Here is a 20,615-nt window from a genome sequence, read left to right on the forward strand (position 1 = left end):
TAAAAGATCGGCCGGAATGGAAATGGGCTGGCATTGCCGGCCTCGTTTTGCCGTCGAGAGAAAAATTTTTCTCCAGCCCCTGCTGCTTTCAGAAAAGAGATTGCATCCAAAACGAAGGAGCGCGAGTGCGTTTCTTCTGATCTTTCCCGCATGCGCGTAGAAATGCCAGCCTGTTCAGGGTCTTACCGCAATGCCGCATGCCACGTCCAAGCTCAATGCCTTTCCCGTCTTCATGCGGGTGGAAGGCGAAGCCGTGGTCATCGTCGGCGGCGGCGAGGAAGCGCTGGCCAAGGCACGGCTGATTGGCCAGTCGAGCGCCCATCTGCTCATCATCGCCGAGCACGTGGAACCGGCGCTGCGCACCTGGATCGCCGAGAACGGTGCCAGCCACGTAGCCGAAGCCTATCGCAGCGGGCATCTGGCCGGGGCTGCGCTGGTTTTCGCTGCGACCGGAGAGGAAACCTTCGACCGTCAGGTTTCCGAAGATGCGCGCGCGCTGAATATTCCGGTCAACGCCGTCGACCGGCCGGAACTGTGCGATTTCTTTACGCCCGCGCTGGTCAACCGTGCACCCGTGGCCGTCGCTATCGGCACGGAGGGCGCCGGCCCGGTTCTGGCGCAGATGATCCGTGCCCGCATCGATCAGTTGCTGTCGCCCTCGCTCGGACCATTGGCAGCTCTTGCCGCAACCTTCCGTGACGCGGCGGAGCGTATCCTGCCCAAGGGCAATCGCCGTCGCCGCTTCTGGGCGGATTTCTTTGCCGGTTCGCCGGCGCGCGCGGTGGAAGCCGGCAATCTGTCGGCTGCCCATGACGCCGCCTCCAAGCTGCTGCTTTCCAACAAAGTCTACAGCGGCCATATCGCGCTGGTCGGTGCCGGACCGGGCGCCGAAGATCTGCTGACCCTGCGCGCCCAACGCCTTCTCATGGAAGCTGACGTCATCGTTTTCGACGCGCTGGTGCCGGAAGCTGTCGTCGCCATGGGCCGCCGCGATGCCGAGCGTCTGCCGGTCGGCAAACGCAAGGGGTGCCATTCCAAGTCGCAGGCGGAAATCAACACCCTGCTGGTTTCGCTCGGCCGCGAAGGGCGGCGTGTGGTGCGGCTGAAGAGCGGCGATCCGCTGGTGTTCGGCCGAGCAGGCGAGGAAATGGCGGCGCTGCGCGAGGCCGGTATCTCCTACGAAGTGGTGCCCGGCGTTACCGCGGCCTTCGCCGCTGCCGCCGACTTCGAATTGCCGCTCACCTTGCGCGGCGTGACCTCTTCCATGGTCTTCACCACCGGCCACGACCTCAAGGGCGGTACACTGCCGGACTGGGCGAGGCTCGCGATCTCTGGCGCCACGGTCGCTGTCTATATGGGTCGCAGCGTCGCTGCCGACGTCGCCGGCCGGCTGATCGAGGCCGGGCTGTCACCTGATACGGCGGTTGCCGTCGTCGAGAATGCCAGTCTGACCAACCGCCGTCGTTTCCATGGCACGCTGGCCGACCTGCCGTCGCTGGAGGCACGCAGCGATCTGGTCGGTCCTGTCATGACCATCATCGGCGATGCAGTCGCCGGCGCCAACTTCGACCGTTCCGAGCCCCTCGCGGCCCGCAAGCACCAAGAGGCCGATCAACTGGCCGTCCAGGGAGCAGCATCATGAAGATTCTCACCGCGAACCGTCTCACCGATGGTGAGGCCGTCTGGTACGCCGGTGGCGCCTGGGCCGAGACGATCGACAGCTCGGAGCTCGCTGCCGACAAGGCGGCCGAGGAGCGCCTGGAAGCGATCGGCGCCGCCTCGCTGGCTGCCAACGAAGTGGTCGACGTCAACCTGATCGACGTCGATGTCGTCGACGGCGTCATTCATCCGCTGCGCCTGCGCGAGAGGATCCGTGCCGCCGGCCCTACCAACCGCAATGATCTCGGCAAACAGGCACGCCCGAAGGCGGCCTGATCACGACAAGCGGGCGCCTCGGTGCCCGGAGGACAAGACATGTACCGTTACGACGAGTTCGACCACCAGTTCGTACAGGCCCGCGTCGCGCAGTTCAGCGATCAGGTGGAGCGCCGCCTTGCCGGCGAGATCACCGAGGACCAGTTCCGGCCGCTGCGCCTGATGAACGGCGTCTACCTGCAATTGCACGCCTATATGCTGCGTATCGCGGTGCCTTACGGCACGCTGTCCTCGAAGCAGCTCAGGATGCTCGCCCACATTGCGCGCAAATATGACAAGGGCTACGGCCATTTCACCACGCGCCAGAACATCCAGTTCAACTGGCCGGCACTATCCGACATTCCGGCAATCCTCGCCGACCTTGCCTCGGTTGAGATGCATGCCATCCAGACCAGCGGCAATTGCATCCGCAACGTGACCGCCGACCATTTTGCCGGCGCTGCCGCAGACGAGGCCGCTGATCCGCGCCCCTACGCCGAGATCCTGCGTCAGTGGTCCTCCGTGCATCCCGAGTTTTCCTATCTGCCACGCAAGTTCAAGATCGCGGTGACTGGGGCCGAGCGCGACCGCGCCGCCATCCAGACGCATGACATCGGCCTGCATCTGAAGAAGAATGCGGCTGGTGAACTCGGCTTTGCGGTCTATGTCGGCGGCGGGCAGGGGCGCACGCCGCTGGTGGCCAAGAAGATCCGCGACTTCCTGCCCGAAGAGCACCTTCTGTCCTACTGCACGGCGATCCTGCGCGTGTACAACCTCTACGGACGCCGCGACAACAAGTACAAGGCGCGCATCAAGATCCTGGTGCACGAGACTGGTGTCGAAGAATTCACGCGCCAAGTCGAGGCCGAATGGGCTGAGCTGAAGGATGGCGAACTGACGCTGCCGGAAGCCGACATCAAGGCGATCGACGCCTATTTCGCGCCGCCGGTGCTGCCGGCGCGGCCCGAAGGTGACGAGGCGATCAAGCTGGCTCGCCTGGACTCGCGCAGCTTCTCCGAATGGCTCGACCAGAACGTCGTGACCCACCGCAATCCCGATTACGCGGCGGTGACGATTTCGTTGAAAGGCATCGGCGAGGTACCGGGCGATGCCTCCGACAGCCAGATGGACGCGGTGGCCGACCTTGCGGAGAAATATGCGTTCGACGAGCTCCGCGTCAGTCACGAGCAGAACCTGATCCTGCCGCATGTGGCACGCGCCGACCTGAAGGCGATCTATGACAGGCTGGCCGAGATCGGCCTGGCGACCGCCAATTCGGACCTGATCTCCGATATCATCGCTTGCCCTGGCCTCGACTATTGCGCGCTGGCCAATGCGCGTTCGATCATCGTGGCGCAGAACATCTCCAAGCGTTTCGCATCGCTGGAGCGGCAGCGCGACATTGGCGAGCTCAAACTGAAGATTTCCGGCTGCATCAACGCCTGCGGCCATCACCACGTCGGCCATATCGGCATTCTCGGCGTCGAGAAGAAGGGTGCGGAACTCTACCAGGTCACGCTCGGCGGTTCGGCGGATGAACACACCTCGGTCGGCGAGATCATCGGCCGCGGCTTCGGTCCGGACGAAATCACCGACGCCATCGAAACCGTTGTCGAGACCTATCTCGCCATCCGCCTCGACAGATCGGAAAAGTTCCTCGATGCCTATCGCCGCGTTGGTCCGGCGCCGTTCAAGGAGGCGCTCTATGCTGGCGAAGCCAAGGCCGCTTGATCAGGCTGTTCCGAGCGAAAGTGGAGCGGCAGCGCAAGCCGTTGCCTTCGAATCGCTTTACGGACATCTGAGTCCGCATGAGATCATAGAGCGCGCCGCGACTGAGCTGTTCGCAGGCGAACTCGCTGCGGTGTCTTCCTTCGGCGCGGACTCGGCGGTGCTCCTGCATATGATCGCCGGGGTCGACCGGCACCTGCCGATCATCTTCCTCGACACCGGCAAGCATTTCGAGGAAACGTTCGATTATCGCGACGCGCTGGCTGCCGATTTCGGCCTGACCAATATCCAGGTCGTGATACCCGACGAGGCAGCACTTGCCCGTATCGACCCGACGGGGAAGTTGCACGAGACCAATACCGATGCCTGCTGCGACGTGCGCAAGGTGGAACCGATGGCGCGTGGTGTCGAACCGTATCGCGCCTGGTTCACAGGCCGCAAGCGCTTCCAGGCTTCAACCCGCGCGGCGCTGCCGGCGTTCGAAGCGGTCGGTCCGCGCGTCCGGATCAATCCGCTTGCGCGTTTCACGACCGGCGATCAGGCCGATTACATGCGCCAGCACGCGCTGCGTGAAAATCCGCTGGTCGCCTATGGCTATCTGTCGATCGGTTGCTTCCCTTGCACGCAGCCCGTGCAGCCGGGCGAAGACGCACGTTCCGGTCGTTGGGCCGGTCACGCCAAGACCGAATGCGGCATTCACCTCTCCGGGTTGGAGAAGTCGCTGACCGATGCAGCGCTGTGAGATGGAGGGAGTAGGGCAGTAAGGGCAATCCCTGGATCTCCCTTACTGCCCTACTCCCTTAATCCCTTCTCCACACTGGAAATTGACAGAAGAATAAGCCATATGCTCGTCTTCATGACCGAAACCGCAAAGCCCGAGACGAGCGCCGCGCCGGCGTCGCGCCTGTGGACCCCCAACGGGTTCCGCGAGGATGACTGGACGCATGCCGAAACCGCCGACGCGCTTTCCGGCAATGGCCGTTTCATCCTGCCGCTGCAGGTATTCCTCGATCTCGATCCGCAGATCAGGATATCGGCGAAGGAGCGGCTCGGTGTTTCGCTGCAGCCGGGCGATCAACTGGACAAGATCGTCGACCTGCTCGACCAGCTTTCACTGGTGGCATTGGCCTTCCCGGCCTTCACCGATGGCCGTTCCTTCTCCAAGGCATCGCTGCTGCGCAGCCGCCATGGTTTCGAAGGTGCGGTCAGGGCAACCGGCCAGGTGCTGATCGACCAGCTGCCACATATGCTGCGCGTCGGTTTCGACGAGTTCGAAATCACGCATCCGGTTCTGCTCAAGCGCCTGGAGGAAGGCCGCCTCGACGGCATTCCGGTGCACTACCAGCCGGCGGCAAAAGCTTCGGCTCCGACCGGCAACTACAGCTGGCGCCGCATCCCGACCAACTGAACTCCCACGGCACGGGGAACGGTCGCAGAACAATCGGCCAAGGTCCGGTCTTGGTAGTCGGTTGCATATCTTTACAACTCTGGCGTTTGCGGCTTCTGTGAGCGGGCTGGACGGAATATCCGCCGGCAGCCTGGAGGGGCCAGCATGAAGTTCGACTATGTCATCGCCGGCGGCGGCTCGGCGGGCTCGGTGCTGGCCGCGCGGCTTTCGGAGGACCCGTCCGTCAGTGTCTGCCTGCTGGAAGCGGGCGGCGAAGGCAAGGACATGCTGATCCGTGCGCCGGCTGGCATCGTGGCGCTGCTGCCGGGTCGTCCAAAGATCAACAACTGGGCCTTCGAGACGGTGCCGCAACCAGGTCTCAACGGGCGCAAGGGCTATCAGCCACGCGGCAAGGCACTGGGTGGCTCCAGCGCCATCAATGCCATGCTCTATGTTCGCGGCCACGCAGCCGACTATGACGATTGGGTCGCCTCCGGTTGTGCAGGCTGGTCCTGGGACGAAGTGCTACCCTATTTCAAGCGCGCGGAGGGCAACCAGCGCGGCCCCAGCGATCTGCATGGCGGCGACGGCCCGCTGCAGGTGGCAGAACAGCAAAGCCCGCGCGCGCTCAGCCGTGCCTTCGTAGCGGCATGCGGCGAGAACCAGATCCGACCGAACGAGGATTTCAACGGGCCGGAGCAGGAAGGGGCAGGGCTCTATCAGGTCACCCAGTTCTGGGGCGGAAAGCGCAATGGCGAACGCTGTTCGGCTGCAGCCGCCTATCTGCACCCGGCCATGAGCCGCAAGAATCTCACCGTCATCACCGGTGCCCATGCCACGGGCATCATGCTGGACGGCAAGCGGGCGACTGGTGTGCGCTATCGCACCGCCAAGGGCGAGGCCTTTGCCCACGCCGGACGCGAGGTGGTGGTCTCAAGCGGCGCCTTCGGTTCACCGCAGCTTCTGCTTTTGTCGGGCATCGGTCCGGCCAGGGAACTTGCTAGCCAGAATATATCGGTGACGCACGATCTGCCTGGCGTTGGCAAGAACCTGCAGGATCATCTCGATTTCATCATGAGCTGGAAATCGAGGGAAATCGACATGATGGGTCTCGGCTTCAAGGGCACGATCAATCTGGTGAAAAACATCCTGCAGTGGCGCAAGGATGGCACCGGCATGATCGCGACGCCTTATGCCGAGGGCGGTGCCTTCATGAAATCGGAGCCGTCGCTGCAGCGGCCCGACCTGCAACTGCATTTCATCATCGCGATTGTCGATAACCACGGCCGAAAAATGCATATGGGTTACGGCTTCTCCTGCCATGTCTGCGTGCTAAGGCCGCATTCGCGCGGTGAGGTGACACTTGCGAGTGCTGATCCGCTGGCCGCGCCGCGGATCGATCCGCGCTATCTGTCCGACGAGCACGATGCGGCCCTCATGTTGAAAGGCGCGAAGATGATGCGCAATGTGCTGGAAGCGCCGGCCTTGGCCAAATATCGGCACAAGGAACTCCATATGGCCGGCGTGACCAGCGATGCCGAACTGATGAATCACATCCGCTCCCGCGCCGACACGATCTATCACCCGGTGGGCACCTGCAGGATGGGTACGGACGACATGGCTGTCGTCGACCCGCAGTTGCGCGTCCGTGGTGTGTCCGGGCTGCGCGTGGTCGATGCCTCGATAATGCCGACGTTGGTAGGGGGCAACACCAATGCGCCGACGATCATGATCGCGGAAAAGGCGGCCGACCTGATGAAGGCAGCAGCCGCCGGATGGGCTCATTGCGCGTGATCGTGGAGTAGCGCCTGCCTAGCGGCTCTGAGTGCTGTTTTCCTGTGCGTCGAGCCTGTCGAGCAGAGTGCGCAGCGGCTCGGGAATCTCGTTCACCACCCTGAAAGCCGGCAAGCTGTGCAGGAATCGCTGGTTCGAACGATCGGAAAACTGGCGCCTGATCTGCGTCGGCAACTGATCGTGCTTGGCTGCATTGATACGGGACATGGCCTCAAATCCTTAGTCGGCCTTGAAACCACCCCGCCGGTGAATCGTTCCCGTATTGCGGCAATTTGGCAAGCGCCGGGTCGAAACAGCGTAAAATTTGAATTAATTTGATTGTGTTGCCTGCTTTTGAGGGTCGACACAACGATACTGCGGGAAATGCCCTTTCCCCTTGATTTTTGAGTTCCAAACCTCGATATCGGGCACAAATCCAGAACCAACCGGCATGACGGGAAATGGCGATGAGCGACCAGGCAAAAGACGAACGCGCGCCTGAAGATATCGAAGCAGCGGAAGCTGAAACGGAACGCGCAGAAGGTGGTGTCGACGGCGACTATGAGGCGCTGGTTCGGCTGCTGAAGGAAAACGAGGAACTGAAGGACAAGGCGCTACGCACCGCGGCCGAGATGGAGAATCTACGCCGCCGTACCGCGCGTGACGTCCAGGATGCCCGTACCTATGCGATCGCCAATTTCGCGCGTGACATGCTTTCGGTATCGGACAATCTGGCGCGCACGCTTGATGCCATTCCAGCGGAAGCGAAGGCGGCTGCCGACGCAGGTCTCAAGGCTCTGATCGAGGGCGTCGACATAACCGAGCGTGCCATGCTCTCAGCACTCGAGCGCCATGGCGTGAAGAAGCTTGAGCCGCAAGGCGAGAAGTTCGATCCGAACTTCCATCAGGCGATGTTCGAAGTGCCGAACCCCGATATGCCGGCGAATACCGTCGTCCAGGTCGTGCAGCCCGGCTATTCGATCGGCGAGCGCGTGCTGCGCCCGGCCATGGTCGGCGTTTCCAAGGGCGGACCCAAGGCAACTGCAGAGCCCACCGAGCCAGGGCCGGTCAACGAGCAGGCCGAGAAGGATGCCTGAATAGGCAGTCGGCAATAGGCAGTAAGCAGTAGAAAAAAGGGCGTCGGGTGAGAACCGCGGCGCCCTTGGCTTTTGTACTGAGCAGCATATAGGTTTCTACTGCCTACTGCCTACTGCCTACTGCCTACTGCCTACTGCCTACTGCCTACTGCCTACTGCCGCTCCAGCCTCAGGCTTCCGATGTCCGCCATCACCTTCATCGACTATGCCGGTGTCGCGGTGTTCGCGGCGACGGGTGCGTTGGCGGCCTCGCGCAAGCAGCTCGACATCATCGGCTTTGTTTTCCTGGCGGCCGTGACTGGCATCGGCGGTGGTACCTTCCGCGACCTTATCCTTGGCGTGCCGGTGTTCTGGGTTGCCAACCGCGACTATGTGCTGATCTGCACCGTGGTGGCTCTCGTGGTCTTCTTCGGCGCCCACCGCGTCGAATCTCGCTACAAGCTCTTGCTGTGGCTGGATGCCGTCGGCCTCGCGGTCTTTGCGGTGATCGGGGCCGCGAAGGGCATGGCGATCACCGGTTCGCCGGCCATCTCGATCATCATGGGCATGATGACGGCGTGTTTCGGCGGGATTCTGCGCGACCTGCTGGCCGGCGAGCCCTCGGTGCTGCTCAGGCCGGAAATCTATGTGACAGCGGCCATCATAGGCGCCGGCGTCTATACGGCCGGCGAGCTTCTTCACTTGTCGCCGCAGCTCTCATATCCTGCCGGCGTGCTTGCGGCTCTCGCGGTGCGGGGTGGGGCACTGAAATTCGGCTGGTCGTTTACGCCATACAAGAGCCGCCCGGGACGGCGGCCCGAGGATATTCCGTAATTTCGATGCGGAGTGTTTCCGCTTTTATCGGAAACGCTCTAACTCTTTGTTTTTACGCAATTCGGGACGCAAAAGCGCTGCGCACTTTTGCTGGACCTGCTCCGGGACGACGTTATCGTTTGTCCGGTGATTTTTCCCGCTCGGCCAGCCAGGTCCTTGCTTTCGTTTTCGGGACCTGGGTCAGCCAGGTTCGCTCCAGGCGATGACGCAGTTCGTGGTCGGATACCACGTTCATGCGCACAAGCAACGCCGGCCAGCCCTTGTAGTGATCGGTCTCGAAATAGATGTCAGGTGCTGCCTGGAGCAACATTTCCTTCTCGTCGAGCGGACACATCACCACCGCCGTTTCCGCATCCTTGACGCGGGTGAGCAGTTTCTTGCCGGCCTTCAGCGCCGGCGTGCCGTAGGAAGTGGTCTCGACAAGGTCAGGCAGGTCCTGAGCTGCCCGTTTCAGGCGTTCGAAGACGGTGGAAAAGTCATCAGCCATCGCTGTTGCTAGGCAGCGAAGCGCTGCCCTTCACCGCCGTAATAATTCAGATAGCGGGCGCCGATTTCGCGCACGGGCAACACGATGAAGACGTCGACAGTCTTGAAGTCGTGGTCGATGACGCAGCCATCGCCGATGCGCGCACCGACGCGCAGATAACCTTTTACCAGCGTCGGCATCGCAGCGATCGCGGCCTTGGCGTTGACCGCCTCGATTGGCATCAGATCCATGGAGCAATAGCGTCCGTCATTGGCGCGGATGTCCCATGCCGGACTGGTGCGGCAGTGATGCGCGAGATAGGTGAGTGCCTCGGCATGCGCTGCCGGCACGATGCCGTGGAAGGAAGCACAGCCGGTCAAAACGCCGATGTCGTAATGGGTGAAATAAGCCCACAGACCTTGCCACAACGCTTCGATGGTGCGCTTTGAGCGGTATTCGGGCAGCACACAGGAGCGGCCGAGCTCAAGAAAGCGCTGACCGGGGTGCTTGGCAATGAGCCGCCTGAGTTCGAATTCATCCTCGGAATAGAAGCCGCCGGCGCGGACCGCCGTTTCCTGGCGCAGCAACCGGTAGGTGCCGACGATACGACGATGGTCCGGGCCGGGAAGGGCGTTGTCGAATACCAGGAGATGGTCGCAGACAGGGTCGAAACGGTCGGCGTCTCGGCGTTCGAGCGACTGCAGCCGGCTCTTGCGGGCACCGAGCTCGTCATAAAAAACGCGATAACGGATTTCCTGAGCGGCGGCGATTTCCAACTCGTCCCGGGCCAGCCGCACTTCCAGGCTGCCGATCTTGCCCAAGGTACCGGTGATGGACTCGATCGTCCTCATCCTCTGGATCGCGCTGCCTCCGGTGTTCCCCTGCATCTCACCTTGCGGCATCGCTGTATGCACGAGTGATTCTCCTTCGAGCCATCCCTCTTGGCGTCGGGATACGATGTAGGTGCTACAGGATTGTGACAGTACCGTGATACATGGTGAGGAGCAAGGGGAAGACGGCAACGACCCCCTGCCTAGCCGGCTTATCTAACAACCGGGAACTGCGGAATCAGGCTGCCGCCTGGCTCTCCACGGCATGCACCAAAGCCTGTGGATCAAGCGGTTTTGTGACAAAACCGGAGGCGCCGTGAGCGAGAACGGCATGACGGGTCCTTTCCTGGCTGTCCGCCGACAACACCATGATCGGCACCGGGGCAATGCCGGATGCCTCTTCATGGCGGCGAATCGCCGCGATCGCGTCCATGCCGTCCATCAGAGGCATATGCAGGTCCATCAGCACGACGTCGTAACGCCTGGCCGGGCTTTCGGTGGCGACTGCATCGACTGCGGCACGGCCGTTGTTGACGATGTCGACATGATGTCCCGCTTTCTGCAACGTGGCGCGGGCAAGCATCGCGTTGATGTCGTTGTCCTCGGCGATCAGCACGGAGAGGCTGCTTACAGTGCCGGCAGGCGCGGTCACGGCCTGATTTGGGGCGGGCAATGGGCCGCCGACGGCGGCGTGGCCGGCCAGAAGCACCCTCAGCAGGGTTTCGCCGCGGACGGGGCGGGCCAGGAAGGTTGCATATCCCCCGGCACGGAATTCGACCAGGGCGCCGCGGTCGGATGGGGCGATGAGCGTCACCGCCTCGCAGGCCGTGAAGCCCGTCCGCCGCAGTCGCTTGAGCGTCCGGCATTCGTTGTCTTCCAGGCGCGCGTCAATCAGGAGAACGTTGCAGAAACGCGCGAAAGGCAATGCCTGGGCGGCGTTGGTGACGATTTCGGCATCGCCGCCATGGGCACGGATGGTGCGGGCGATCGCCTCGGCCTCGGTGGCGTTTTCCGAAACGATGACGGCACGGCAATCGGCCAGGACGCCGGCGCGGTCGTCGGTTGTCTCGATGGCCTCCCGCGCTGGCAGTTGGAAAACGAACTGCGAGCCCTCGCCAGGCGCGCTGGAAACGCTGATCGTCCCGCTCATGGCGGCTGCCAGCCGCTTCGAAATGGCAAGTCCGAGGCCGGCGCCGCCGTGCTTGCGCGTCGAAGTGCCGTCTGCTTGTTCGAAATCCTCGAAGATGCGGTCCATGTCAGTTTCGCTGAGCCCTGGGCCGGTGTCGGTGATCGAGAAGACGAGGTGGTCGCCGCCGTTGGTGCTCTGGCGGGTGACGCCGACCAGCACCCCACCCGTCTCGGTGAACTTGACGGCGTTGCCGATCAGGTTGAGCAGCACCTGGCGGACGCGACCGGGATCGGCCGTGACGATCTGCGGTACATCCGGTGCGACATGGCAGGCCAGGCCGATACCTTTGGCAAAGGCGCGCGCAGCCAGAAGCTCCACGACGTTGTCGGCGATCTCGCGCGGCGACATCGGCTGCGGTTCGGGCGCGAAACGTCCCGCTTCGATCTTGGAATAGTCGAGCAGGTCCTCAATCAGCGCCAGCAACGCGCTGGCCGATGTCGAAACCGCGCCGACATAGGTACGCTGTTCGGGCGTCAGCCTGGTATCGGCGAGCAGCTTGGCCATGCCCATGATGCCGTTCATCGGCGTGCGGATTTCATGGCTGACGGTGGCGAGGAAACGTGACTTGGCCTGACTGGCATATTCGGCGCGCTCGCGGGCATTGATCAGCGAGGATTCGGCCTGCTTGCGGGCGGTGATGTCACGCGCGATAGCCCTGTGGGAAACCTCGGCGCTGTCCTTGTCGCGCATCGACAGTTCGATCCACGAGAACCAGCGGGGGCCGTTCGGCGTGCGGATGACAACGTCTGTCGAACTCAGGCAGTCGCGGCTGGAAAAGGCAGCGTCCGGAACGATGCCGATGTCGACGCCGAGCTCCTTCAGCGTCATGCCGGCAAGATCGACCTGGTCCTGCCCGACCAGGTCGGCGAAGACGCGGTTTGCATAGACGATGCGGCCGTCGCGGTCGCGGTGCACGACCAGGTCGCCGAGCGCGTCGATGAGGCCACGAAAGCGCTCCTCACTCTCCTGCATCTCCCACATGCGGTCGGCCATGGTTTCGATTTCGGCGCGGCTGCGGGCGGCTGTGTCGTCAAGGATCGAGACGGCGTCGTGCTCACTGCGTCGATTGCGTAGGAAGAGGGCCAAGCCGGCAAGGCTTGTCGCAAGCACGCCGGCCGTGATGAAGGGCGGCGCGCCTGTGAGGTGGGAAAGACCGGCGAGCACGACAAGCGCCACGAAGATCGCAAAGGGCAAGCCTTCGTGTTCGCGCCGATCCATCGTCGGTGCCAGCGGTGGCGTGGTGGCCAGCAGGCGACGCTGCGCTGCCGGCTCGGCCTGGTCAGCGAGCCGCTGCGGTCCCACCTTCGTTGCAGTCTCGTCCCCTATCATGCGGCTATCTTAGCCACAGATAAATTATAGAAGGTTGCGCCGGACCCCTCGAATTTTAGCGATTTTCGCCGCTTTCCCTGCGCCGGTCTGCAGCATGGGTGCGAATGCGGGACATGTAGGTCCCGTACAATCGTTGTAACGTCGGCCCGATGATCGAGATTCGTTTGCTTCGTCAGTTCGTTGCTGTCGCCGAAGAATTGCATTTCCACCGTGCGGCGGAGCGGCTGCATATGGCCCAGCCTCCTCTCAGTCAGGCCATCCGGCGCCTGGAGGCCGAGATAGGCGCGCCATTGTTCGTACGGAACAACCGCAATGTGGCTTTGACGCTTGCGGGTGTCTCGTTTCTGGAGACGGCGCGCAACGTTCTCGGGGCACTCGAAACGGGTGTCGAGCAGGCGAGGCGGGTCGCGTCAGGAACAAGCGGCAGCTTGAAAATAGTGTTCGTTGGCACGCTGCATTTCAATTTTCTTCCCCGGGTGGTCCAGGCTTTTCGGTCCCGTCTGCCCGATGTCGAATTGACGCTGCGGGAGGCAACGACCACCGAACAGATCGCCGCGTTGAAAGCGGGCTTGGCCGACATCGGTTTGATGCGACGGCCAGGCGTCGCAGTCCCGGAGCTGGTTTTCGAGCGCATCGCCCGCGAAGAAATCATGGTTGCTTTGCCGGAAGGGCATGCCCAGGCTGCCAAGCAGCGGGTTCCTCTCGCGGCTCTGGCGGAAGACGACTTTATCGCAACCCCTCGTTCTGAAGGCGTGGGATTCTACGATCAGATGATCGCGCTTTGTAACGCAGCAGGATTTTCTCCCCGCATCGTACAGGAAGCCCGGCAGATCGAAACGATCGCGGGATTGGTCGCGGGTGGGCTCGGCATTGCCCTTGTGCCCGCTTCCGTCAGGCAAGGGCTACGCGACGGCATCGTCTTTCGCCAGATCGTCGTGGAGGGGACAGGAGACGCCTCGTTCCTGGACGTCCTTGCAGCCTGGGATGCGTCCAGGCCAACGCCCGCACGCGATAAATTCCTCGACATTGTCCGAACAACGAGCAGTTTGATATCCTAGAGATATCAAATAGTCATATATAATATATTTTACCTGAGGAAGCCAATCATCCATCCTGTTCATGAAGCCAGGATGGAGTGAGCCATGGGCGAGAAATCCCAGCACTGTGATCGGGCCAACAGAGGTTCCAGGTGCCGATTATCGGCCACCCGCCGTAAGATTCTGACGGGTATGCTTGTCGCGGCCTGGCCCGCGATCTCTCCAGCCCTGGCTGAGAAGCAGAAAGGAAACATCCAAGTGATCCACCAATTGCGCATCTACGAGATATTCGAAGCGAACAAGGCAGCGTTCCATGCCCGCTTCCGCGACCACGCCATCCGCATCATGAAAAAATACGGCTTCGACTTCATCGCGTTGTGGGAGACGCAGCCACAAGGACGAACCGAATTCGTCTATCTGCTTCGCTGGCCGGACGAGCAGACGATGACCGACGCTTGGGCGAGGTTCATGGCGGACAGCGAATGGTCCGAGATCAAGGAAAGAACCGCGACCGAATCCGGCAGCATGGTCGGCCAGATAACCGAGCGCGTGCTGCGTCCCACGGACTACTCCGCGGTGATCTGACGACGGCCCGCCATCTCATTGCCCGGCATCGTCGTAGGCGCGGCGGCTTTCCTCGATACGAGGTAAGTTGTCCTGGATCCAGAAGTTGAGACCTTCGAGCGCCGACAAGATGCCTGCGCCCATTTCGGTCAGTTCATATTCGACGCGTGGCGGCACTTCGGGAAAGTAGTGGCGCGCCACAAGGCCGTCCCGTTCCAGATTGCGCAGCGCAAGCGTCAGCATGCGCTGCGTAATTCCGTCGATCTCGCTTTTGAGCGCTGAAAAACGAAGCCGCTTTCCGTGTGCGACCGAGAGGCGCCACAGGACCTGGACGGTCCATTTGTCGCCGAGCCGCGTGCAGACCCCGTTCGATGGGACCGGTTTGAAGCAGCGGCCCACAATCTCGTCAGGCCTGCCATGGAGCGGTTTGTCCAAGCGTATCATCCTTGTGCCCTGGGCTGGAAAATGTGCCGTCTTCCAGCGGCGTTCCGACAGTATATATAGGTACCCTTGTTCAACACGAGGGTTCCCGGATGACCAATGGCAAACGTCCAGTCCTGGTGTTCGGCGCCACAGGCCGGCAAGGAGGATCGGTCGCCCGAGCTCTGCTGCAAGCGCGGTGGCCTGTTCGTGCATTCGTGCGAGACATTGCGGCACCGGGGTCGATCGCGCTTCGCGATGCCGGTGCCGAACTTGTGCAGGGATCGTTCGAGGATATCGACACGATCCGCGCCGCGATGAGGGACGCATACGGCGTCTTCAGCGTCCTGCCGGGCAATCTGGCTCAGGAAGAAGAGGTGCGCGCCGGGATCGCTATCGCGGATCTGGCCGCAGAGAGCGGCATCGCCCATCTTGTCTACTCCTCGGGCGCCAGCGCGGGGGAGACTCTGACAGGTGTGGCGCGTTTCGACGCCAAACCGCGCATCGAGGCGCATGTCCGCAGCCTGCCCATTGCTGCAACCATCGTCAGGCCGATGATCTTCATGGAGATGCTCGTGAGACCCGGGTTCGGGCTGGAGGAGGGGCGCTTCACCTTCTTCCTCCGCCCGGATCAGTCGATGCAGCTCATTGCCGTGGAGGACATCGGCACGTTCGTGGCCGCGGTCTTTGCCGACAAGACGCGGTTCGGCGGCAAGACGCTGAAGATCGCGGGCGATACCGTCACCGGCAATGAGCTGGGGGCTATCCTTACGCAAGCTGCCGGCCGTACGATCACCTATGCACGTTTCCCCGAAGAGGTTCTCGCGGCCAATCCCGATCTCGGGCACATGGCCGCCAGCCTGGACGCCGGGCCACTGGCCGACCACGTCGACCTGAATGCCATGCGTGCGATCAATCCAGAAATTCGCTCGTTCCGGTCCTGGCTTTCCGGGAGCGGACGCAAGGCTTTTGAGGAGACCCTCGGATAGGCGGCAGGTTAAGCCGCCAACCGGCCCGCGATCGAGGAGCTACATGTCGACGACCACTCGCCCACGGATCTTGCCGTCGACGATGTCGGTGGCGGCACCAATGATGTCGTCGAAGCCGATCGTGGTGGAAAGCGCCTTGAGTTTTGCCAGATCGAGGTCGCGACCGATGCGCCGCCAGGCATCGAGCCGTACCTCCTTTGGCGCCATCACGGAATCGATGCCGAGCAGCGAGACACCGCGCAGGATGAAGGGGGCAACCGAAGAGGGCAGGTCCATGCCGCCGGCCAGGCCGCAGGCGGCGACAGCGCCGCCATAGGCGGTCATCGACAGCACATTGGCCAGCGTGGTGGAACCGACGGCGTCGACACCGCCGGCCCAGCGTTCCTTGGCGAGCGGCTTGGCCGGATCCGTCAGTTCGTCGCGGGCGATGATCTCGGCGGCGCCGAGATCGCGTAGATAGGCCTCTTCGGACGCGCGCCCCGTCGAGGCGATGACGTGGTAGCCGAGCTTTGACAGGATCGCGACCGCGACGGAGCCGACGCCGCCAGCCGCTCCCGTCACGATCACCGGGCCGCGCTGCGGCACGATGCCGTGGCGTTCCAGCGCCATCACCGACAGCATCGCGGTGTAACCTGCGGTGCCGACGGCCATGGCATCGTGCGCGGTGATGCTTTCCGGCAGTGGCACCAGCCAGTCGCCCTTGACGCGGGCTCGTTCTGCATAAGCGCCGTAGTGGGTTTCGCCGACGCCCCAGCCGTTCAGGATGACGTGATCGCCCTTGCGCCAGTCGGCGTGATCGGAGGAAAGCACCGTACCGGCAAAATCGATGCCGGGCACCAGCGGCCAGCGGCGCACCACGGGCGCCTTGCCGGTGATTGCCAGCCCGTCCTTGTAGTTCACCGTCGTGGCTTCGACCGCGACAGTGACGTCGCCTTCCATCAGATCGGCTTCGCTCAGCTCGGTGACCGCAACCGACTGCTTCTTGTCCTCGTCGCGCGAGACGAGAATGGCTTTGAAGGTATCCGGCACAGGCTGCTCCTCGATCTTTGGATGAGGAGGTCAGGCTAGTTCGAAAACAAACGTGGTCAATCGTCCCGGAGCGTTTCCGCCCTTCGTGGAACCGCGGAAACGCTCTAACGCTTTGTTTTTACGCAACTCCGGCTGCGCACTTTTGCTGGAATTGCTCTAAGGTCGCGGTTGCCGCCGCCAGGAAAGGAATTCGTCGAGCACGACTGCGGCAGCACCTACCGAAATGAAGACGTCGGCCAGGTTGAAGATGGCGAATGACCAGATCGGCGTGTGGAACAGGATGTAGTCGATGACATGCCCGTAGACGGTGCGGTCGATGACATTGCCGAGCGCGCCGCCGACGATGAGCGCGAAGCCGATGCGGGCGAGCACCTGGTTGGGCGGGGTTTTCAGCGCCAGATAGAGCACGAAGACAACCACCACAGCGGCCACGGCGATCAGACCGGTGTCGCTCAAGGACGAAAACATCGAGAAGGCGATGCCGGTGTTGTAGGTGCGTAAGAGCGCCAGAAAGGGCAGGAGATCGATCTTCTCCTGAAAGGGCAGGCCGGTTTCGACCCACTGCTTGATCCATTGGTCGAGTGCGATGGCGACGATGGTCAGCAGGGCATAAGGCGTCAGCGATTTCAGGATCGGTCCTCCAGCGTGAGCGCGCCGCGACGGATTTCAAACAGCATGACGCCGGTGGCGACTGCAAGGTTCAGCGAGTCCGCGCGCCCGGCTTGCGGAATGCGCAGCAGGCGATCGCAACCGTTCGCGAGATCGTCGGGCAGGCCCTGCTGCTCATTGCCCATCAGGAGCAGCACCGGCCGGTTCGAAAAATCGACCGAGCGATAGTCGACCGCGCCTTTGAGATGCGTGCCAACCACGAGGCCCGGAAAGTTCTTGCGCCAGGACAGGAAAGTATCCGGCGTTGCCCTGGCGACAGGTACGGCAAAGACCGAACCCATGGTGGCCCGCACGGTTTCCAGCGAGAACGGATCGGTGGTGTCTCCGATCAGGATGACGCCCTTGGCGCCGACGGCATCGACGGTGCGCAGCACGGTGCCCAGATTGCCGGGATCGCGCACGCGGTCGAGCGCCACCCAGACGTCGCCATTTTTCGGACGGACGTCTTTCAGCGCCATGTACTTCTGCGAAAAAACACCGACCACCATCTGGGGATTGTCGCGGCGGGTGATGGCCGACAGCACTTTTTCGGAGACTTCGAGCACCGTGCCGCCAGCGGCCACAGTGCGGGCCGCGACCTTTTCGACGACCGGGTTGCCGCGTCCGGCTTTGGCGAAAACCAAGGTCCTGATCTGCCAGCCGAGGTCGAGCGCGTCGATGATCAGCTTCAGGCCTTCGGCCATGAAGGCATTCTGGCTGTCGCGGAATTTCTTCAGCGCCAGCGCCTTGATGTCTTTCACCAGGGGGTTGGCCAGGCTGGTGACTTCCTTGACCTGTCCCACCACGCGGCGGTTCTCATATTCCGTCATTTCGGACTCTTTTGTTTCCGCATGATCTTGCCGGAAAACCGGCTTCCATTTTGCGGGATCATGCGGAGACCCAACGCGAGAAGAGGGAGGTGGACAGCGCCCGTCCAGCCGACTGTTCGCGGATGATCAGTTCACCGGATTCCACGCGTCCGCCCATGCCGGCAAAGGTATCGCGCATCAGGGCATGGGTGGCGAAGAAGGAGGAGCGGATCGAGTAGGCGGTCAAGACCACAGCCAACGGCTTCGGTGTGAGGATAGAGCGGCAGATATCGGTGAGTGCCGGCAGGTTTTCGAACAGTTGCCAGACTTCCCCCTTCGGTCCGCGACCGTAGGCCGGCGGGTCGAACAGGATGATGTCGTAGCGGCTGCCACGGCGCTCTTCGCGCTCGGCGAACTTCATTGCATCCTCGACGATCCAGCGGATCGGCTTGTTGCCGAGGCCGGCCATCTCCTGGTTCTCGCGCGCCCAGCCGATGGCTTTCTTCGAGGCATCGACATGGGTGACCTCGGCGCCGGCGCGCGCCGCCACCAGTGAGGCGAGGCCGGTGTAGCCGAACAGGTTCAGAACCTTGACCGGGCGCCTGGTGCTCTCGATCAGGCCAGCCATGTGGTCCCAGTGAGAGGCCTGCTCGGGAAAGACGCCGACATGGCGGAAAGACGTGAAGCGGCCAAGATAGTCGATGCCGTCATGTTTCATCGGCCAGGTTTCGCCAAGCGGCTGGCGCGGGAAACGCCAGCGGCCCATGCCTTCCTCGTCGGTATCGCCGGTGAAGACGGCGTCGACGCGGTCCCAATCCTTGGCCGGCAGTGCCGGTTGCCAGATCGCCTGGCCTTCCGGACGCACGATGCGATAGGGGCCGTATTGTTCGAGCTTCTGACCATTGCCGCTGTCGAGCAGCGCATAGTCGGCATTGGGCGCGACTTCGAGGATCAACGGCAGCTTTTCAGCCGGCAAGGCGCCTTCGCGGCGCGTCAGTACGCGCTGCGCGGTTTCGCTTTTGGCTTCGACCGGCCGCGAAGCCCGGTTCTCCTGGCGCTCGGCTTTTGGCTCCGGTCGGGACGTCTGCTTGTGCTCCTGGCGAGGCTCGGCCTTGCGCTCGGGACGCTTGTCGCGGCGTCCATCCTGCGCGCGCGGCGACTGCGCGCTGCCGTCTCGGCGGCTCGATTTGTCCCGGCGTTTGTCGCGCATGAATTTCAAGAAGGACGCTCCGCGTTTCGCGCTGCTTTTGGCATAGGGGCTGCAACCGCGCAACTTTCAGCGCGAGTGAAACGGCGGCGCCGACAAATTCAAGGGTACCGGAGCAGCGCAAGCGGTATAAGGCATCCCATGTCGCGCTCCGAACGCCTGCTCGATCTCGTCCAGACCTTGCGTCGCCATCGCCTGCCGGTCAGCGGCCGCACCTTGGCGGGCGAACTCGGCGTTTCGATCCGCACGCTCTACCGGGACATCGCCACGCTGCAGGGGCAAGGCGCGCCAATCGAGGGCGAGGCAGGGCTGGGTTACGTGCTGAAGCCCGGCTTCATGCTGCCGCCGCTGATGTTTACCGATGAGGAGATCGAGGCGATCGTGCTCGGTTCGCGCTGGGTGGTCAAGCAGCCCGACAGCCGGCTGTCCAAAGCGGCTGCCGATGCGCTTGCCAAGATCGCTGCCGTGCTGCCGGACGACCTGCGCAACGATCTCGATGCATCAACACTGCTTGTCGGTCCGCGTATGGGAGCCAGCGAAGGTATCGACCTGGCCGCCGTGCGCCAGGCAATCCGCGACGAACAGAAACTTGCCATCACCTACAGCGATGCCGGCGGTGCCGGCAGCAAGCGGATCGTGTGGCCCTTTGCGCTCAGCTTTTTCGACAAGGTGCGGGTGATGGTGGCCTGGTGCGAGATGCGGCAGGATTTTCGGCATTTCCGCACCGATCGCATCGCAACGCTGGATGCCACCGGACTGCGCTATCCGCGGCGACGGCAGGCTTTGCTCAAACAGTGGCGTACCACGCTGGAAGACGTAGCGCAGCGGTGATCGCTGCTGCCAGAATCTGACAGTGGCTTCAGCTACGGTCTCTCCATCGCAACACGGAGAGCAACCATGCAAAGTCCGAACTTCGTTATCCTCTATGTCGACCAGCCGCAGGTGAGCGGCGCTTTCTATCAGGCGCTTTTCGACCGCGAGCCGGTCGAATCCTCGCCGACCTTCGTGCTGTTCGTGCTGGACAACGGCTTCAAGTTCGGCCTCTGGTCGCGACACACGGCCAAGCCCGCTGTCGCTGCCACGGGCGGAGGAGCCGAGATCGTCTTCCAGCTCGAAAAGCCTGATGCCGTCGATGCAACGCATGCCGATTGGGCGGGTCGTGGCCTCTCCATCCTGCAGACGCCGACCGATCTGGATTTCGGTCGAACCTTCGTCGCGCTTGATCCCGACAAGCATAGGCTCCGCGTCTACTGCATGAATGATGTGGGAAACATTCAGTCCTGACGCAGTTTGGCCTCGCGGTGGCTTCCTACGACCACGCGTTCTAACGGGAGCCGTGGCTCGACAAGCGATTGGAAGGGACCAAAATTCAGGCTGATATAGCCT

22 protein-coding genes are annotated in these 20,615 nt (G+C 62.6%); 13 read left to right on the top strand and 9 right to left on the bottom strand.

Annotated features, from left to right (window positions below):
- Positions 1–190: 190 nt before the first annotated feature.
- The 6 genes from cysG (at position 191) to AO692_RS08735 (ending at position 6,823) form a co-directional block, all read left to right on the top strand.
- A complete protein-coding gene (gene cysG / locus AO692_RS08710) occupies positions 191–1,642 on the top strand; it encodes a siroheme synthase CysG (RefSeq protein WP_054309668.1) in 1,452 nt (483 codons plus the stop codon).
- Positions 1,639–1,935: a DUF2849 domain-containing protein gene (locus tag AO692_RS08715; RefSeq protein WP_054309669.1), complete on the top strand. Its 297-nt coding sequence runs from the start codon at positions 1,639–1,641 to the stop codon at positions 1,933–1,935. The genes cysG and AO692_RS08715 overlap by 4 nt, the downstream gene beginning before the upstream one ends.
- Positions 1,936–1,974: 39 nt before the next feature.
- Positions 1,975–3,645, top strand: a complete 1,671-nt coding sequence (locus AO692_RS08720) for a nitrite/sulfite reductase (RefSeq protein ID WP_054309670.1) — start codon at positions 1,975–1,977, stop codon at positions 3,643–3,645.
- Positions 3,620–4,384, top strand: coding sequence for a phosphoadenylyl-sulfate reductase (locus tag AO692_RS08725; RefSeq protein WP_054309671.1), 765 nt, complete (start codon positions 3,620–3,622; stop codon positions 4,382–4,384). Before AO692_RS08720 ends, AO692_RS08725 begins: the two co-directional genes overlap by 26 nt.
- 114 nt (positions 4,385–4,498) lie before the next feature.
- Positions 4,499–5,050 (top strand): DUF934 domain-containing protein, encoded by a 552-nt coding sequence (locus tag AO692_RS08730; protein WP_054309742.1) that lies wholly within the window; start codon positions 4,499–4,501, stop codon positions 5,048–5,050.
- A gap of 144 nt (positions 5,051–5,194) precedes the next feature.
- The gene (locus tag AO692_RS08735; protein WP_054309672.1) at positions 5,195–6,823 is read left to right on the top strand and encodes a choline dehydrogenase; all 1,629 of its coding nucleotides are present in this window, start codon (positions 5,195–5,197) and stop codon (positions 6,821–6,823) included.
- Positions 6,824–6,841: 18 nt separating this feature from the next.
- Here AO692_RS08735 and AO692_RS08740 read toward each other — a convergent pair whose 3' ends face one another.
- Positions 6,842–7,030 carry a hypothetical protein gene (locus tag AO692_RS08740; protein ID WP_054309673.1) on the bottom strand — a complete coding sequence of 63 codons (189 nt, stop codon included), beginning with the start codon at positions 7,028–7,030 and terminating at the stop codon, positions 6,842–6,844.
- Positions 7,031–7,269: 239 nt separating this feature from the next.
- Between AO692_RS08740 and grpE the strand changes: the two genes are divergently transcribed.
- Both grpE and AO692_RS08750 read left to right on the top strand, forming a co-directional pair.
- Entirely contained in the window at positions 7,270–7,899 is a 630-nt protein-coding gene (grpE, locus tag AO692_RS08745; protein ID WP_054309674.1) for a nucleotide exchange factor GrpE, read from the top strand.
- Between the two features lie 180 nt (positions 7,900–8,079).
- On the top strand, positions 8,080–8,712 hold the full coding sequence (locus AO692_RS08750) for a trimeric intracellular cation channel family protein (protein WP_054309675.1): 633 nt from the start codon (positions 8,080–8,082) through the stop codon (positions 8,710–8,712).
- A gap of 112 nt (positions 8,713–8,824) precedes the next feature.
- Here AO692_RS08750 and AO692_RS08755 read toward each other — a convergent pair whose 3' ends face one another.
- From AO692_RS08755 to AO692_RS08765, 3 genes are all read right to left on the bottom strand, one after another.
- Positions 8,825–9,199 (bottom strand): MmcQ/YjbR family DNA-binding protein, encoded by a 375-nt coding sequence (locus AO692_RS08755; RefSeq protein WP_054309676.1) that lies wholly within the window; start codon positions 9,197–9,199, stop codon positions 8,825–8,827.
- A gap of 8 nt (positions 9,200–9,207) precedes the next feature.
- Positions 9,208–10,092, bottom strand: a complete 885-nt coding sequence (locus tag AO692_RS08760) for a GNAT family N-acetyltransferase (RefSeq protein ID WP_152979763.1) — start codon at positions 10,090–10,092, stop codon at positions 9,208–9,210.
- 154 nt (positions 10,093–10,246) lie between these two features.
- Entirely contained in the window at positions 10,247–12,526 is a 2,280-nt protein-coding gene (locus AO692_RS08765) for a PAS domain-containing hybrid sensor histidine kinase/response regulator (RefSeq protein WP_054309678.1), read from the bottom strand.
- A gap of 149 nt (positions 12,527–12,675) precedes the next feature.
- On the opposite strand from AO692_RS08765, the gene AO692_RS08770 reads away from it, so the two are divergent.
- Together AO692_RS08770 and AO692_RS08775 are read left to right on the top strand one after the other, a co-directional pair.
- A complete protein-coding gene (locus AO692_RS08770; protein WP_054309679.1) occupies positions 12,676–13,584 on the top strand; it encodes a LysR substrate-binding domain-containing protein in 909 nt (302 codons plus the stop codon).
- Positions 13,585–13,668: 84 nt separating this feature from the next.
- The gene (locus AO692_RS08775) at positions 13,669–14,148 is read left to right on the top strand and encodes an NIPSNAP family protein (RefSeq protein ID WP_244483297.1); all 480 of its coding nucleotides are present in this window, start codon (positions 13,669–13,671) and stop codon (positions 14,146–14,148) included.
- 15 nt (positions 14,149–14,163) lie between these two features.
- On the opposite strand, the gene AO692_RS08780 is transcribed toward AO692_RS08775, so the two are convergent.
- Positions 14,164–14,562, bottom strand: a complete 399-nt coding sequence (locus tag AO692_RS08780; RefSeq protein WP_244483298.1) for a helix-turn-helix domain-containing protein — start codon at positions 14,560–14,562, stop codon at positions 14,164–14,166.
- A 98-nt stretch (positions 14,563–14,660) separates the two neighbouring features.
- On the opposite strand from AO692_RS08780, the gene AO692_RS08785 reads away from it, so the two are divergent.
- Positions 14,661–15,536 (top strand): NmrA/HSCARG family protein, encoded by an 876-nt coding sequence (locus tag AO692_RS08785; protein WP_054309681.1) that lies wholly within the window; start codon positions 14,661–14,663, stop codon positions 15,534–15,536.
- 39 nt (positions 15,537–15,575) lie between these two features.
- Here the strand turns inward: AO692_RS08785 and AO692_RS08790 are convergent, their stop codons facing one another.
- From AO692_RS08790 to AO692_RS08805, 4 genes are all read right to left on the bottom strand, one after another.
- Entirely contained in the window at positions 15,576–16,565 is a 990-nt protein-coding gene (locus AO692_RS08790) for an MDR family oxidoreductase (RefSeq protein WP_054309682.1), read from the bottom strand.
- Positions 16,566–16,721: 156 nt separating this feature from the next.
- Positions 16,722–17,195: a signal peptidase II gene (lspA, locus tag AO692_RS08795; RefSeq protein ID WP_054309683.1), complete on the bottom strand. Its 474-nt coding sequence runs from the start codon at positions 17,193–17,195 to the stop codon at positions 16,722–16,724.
- Positions 17,192–18,043: an RNA methyltransferase gene (locus AO692_RS08800; RefSeq protein ID WP_054309684.1), complete on the bottom strand. Its 852-nt coding sequence runs from the start codon at positions 18,041–18,043 to the stop codon at positions 17,192–17,194. The genes lspA and AO692_RS08800 overlap by 4 nt, the downstream gene beginning before the upstream one ends.
- A gap of 58 nt (positions 18,044–18,101) precedes the next feature.
- On the bottom strand, positions 18,102–19,241 hold the full coding sequence (locus AO692_RS08805; protein WP_054309685.1) for a class I SAM-dependent rRNA methyltransferase: 1,140 nt from the start codon (positions 19,239–19,241) through the stop codon (positions 18,102–18,104).
- 129 nt (positions 19,242–19,370) lie between these two features.
- Between AO692_RS08805 and AO692_RS08810 the strand changes: the two genes are divergently transcribed.
- Both AO692_RS08810 and AO692_RS08815 read left to right on the top strand, forming a co-directional pair.
- Positions 19,371–20,060: a YafY family protein gene (locus tag AO692_RS08810; protein ID WP_054309686.1), complete on the top strand. Its 690-nt coding sequence runs from the start codon at positions 19,371–19,373 to the stop codon at positions 20,058–20,060.
- A 66-nt stretch (positions 20,061–20,126) separates the two neighbouring features.
- Positions 20,127–20,513 carry a VOC family protein gene (locus AO692_RS08815; protein ID WP_054309687.1) on the top strand — a complete coding sequence of 129 codons (387 nt, stop codon included), beginning with the start codon at positions 20,127–20,129 and terminating at the stop codon, positions 20,511–20,513.
- The last annotated feature ends 102 nt before the right edge of the window (positions 20,514–20,615 follow it).

Origin of the sequence: Mesorhizobium sp. 1M-11, from assembly GCF_001303895.1 — a bacterium.
Lineage (GTDB): Bacteria > Pseudomonadota > Alphaproteobacteria > Rhizobiales > Rhizobiaceae > Mesorhizobium.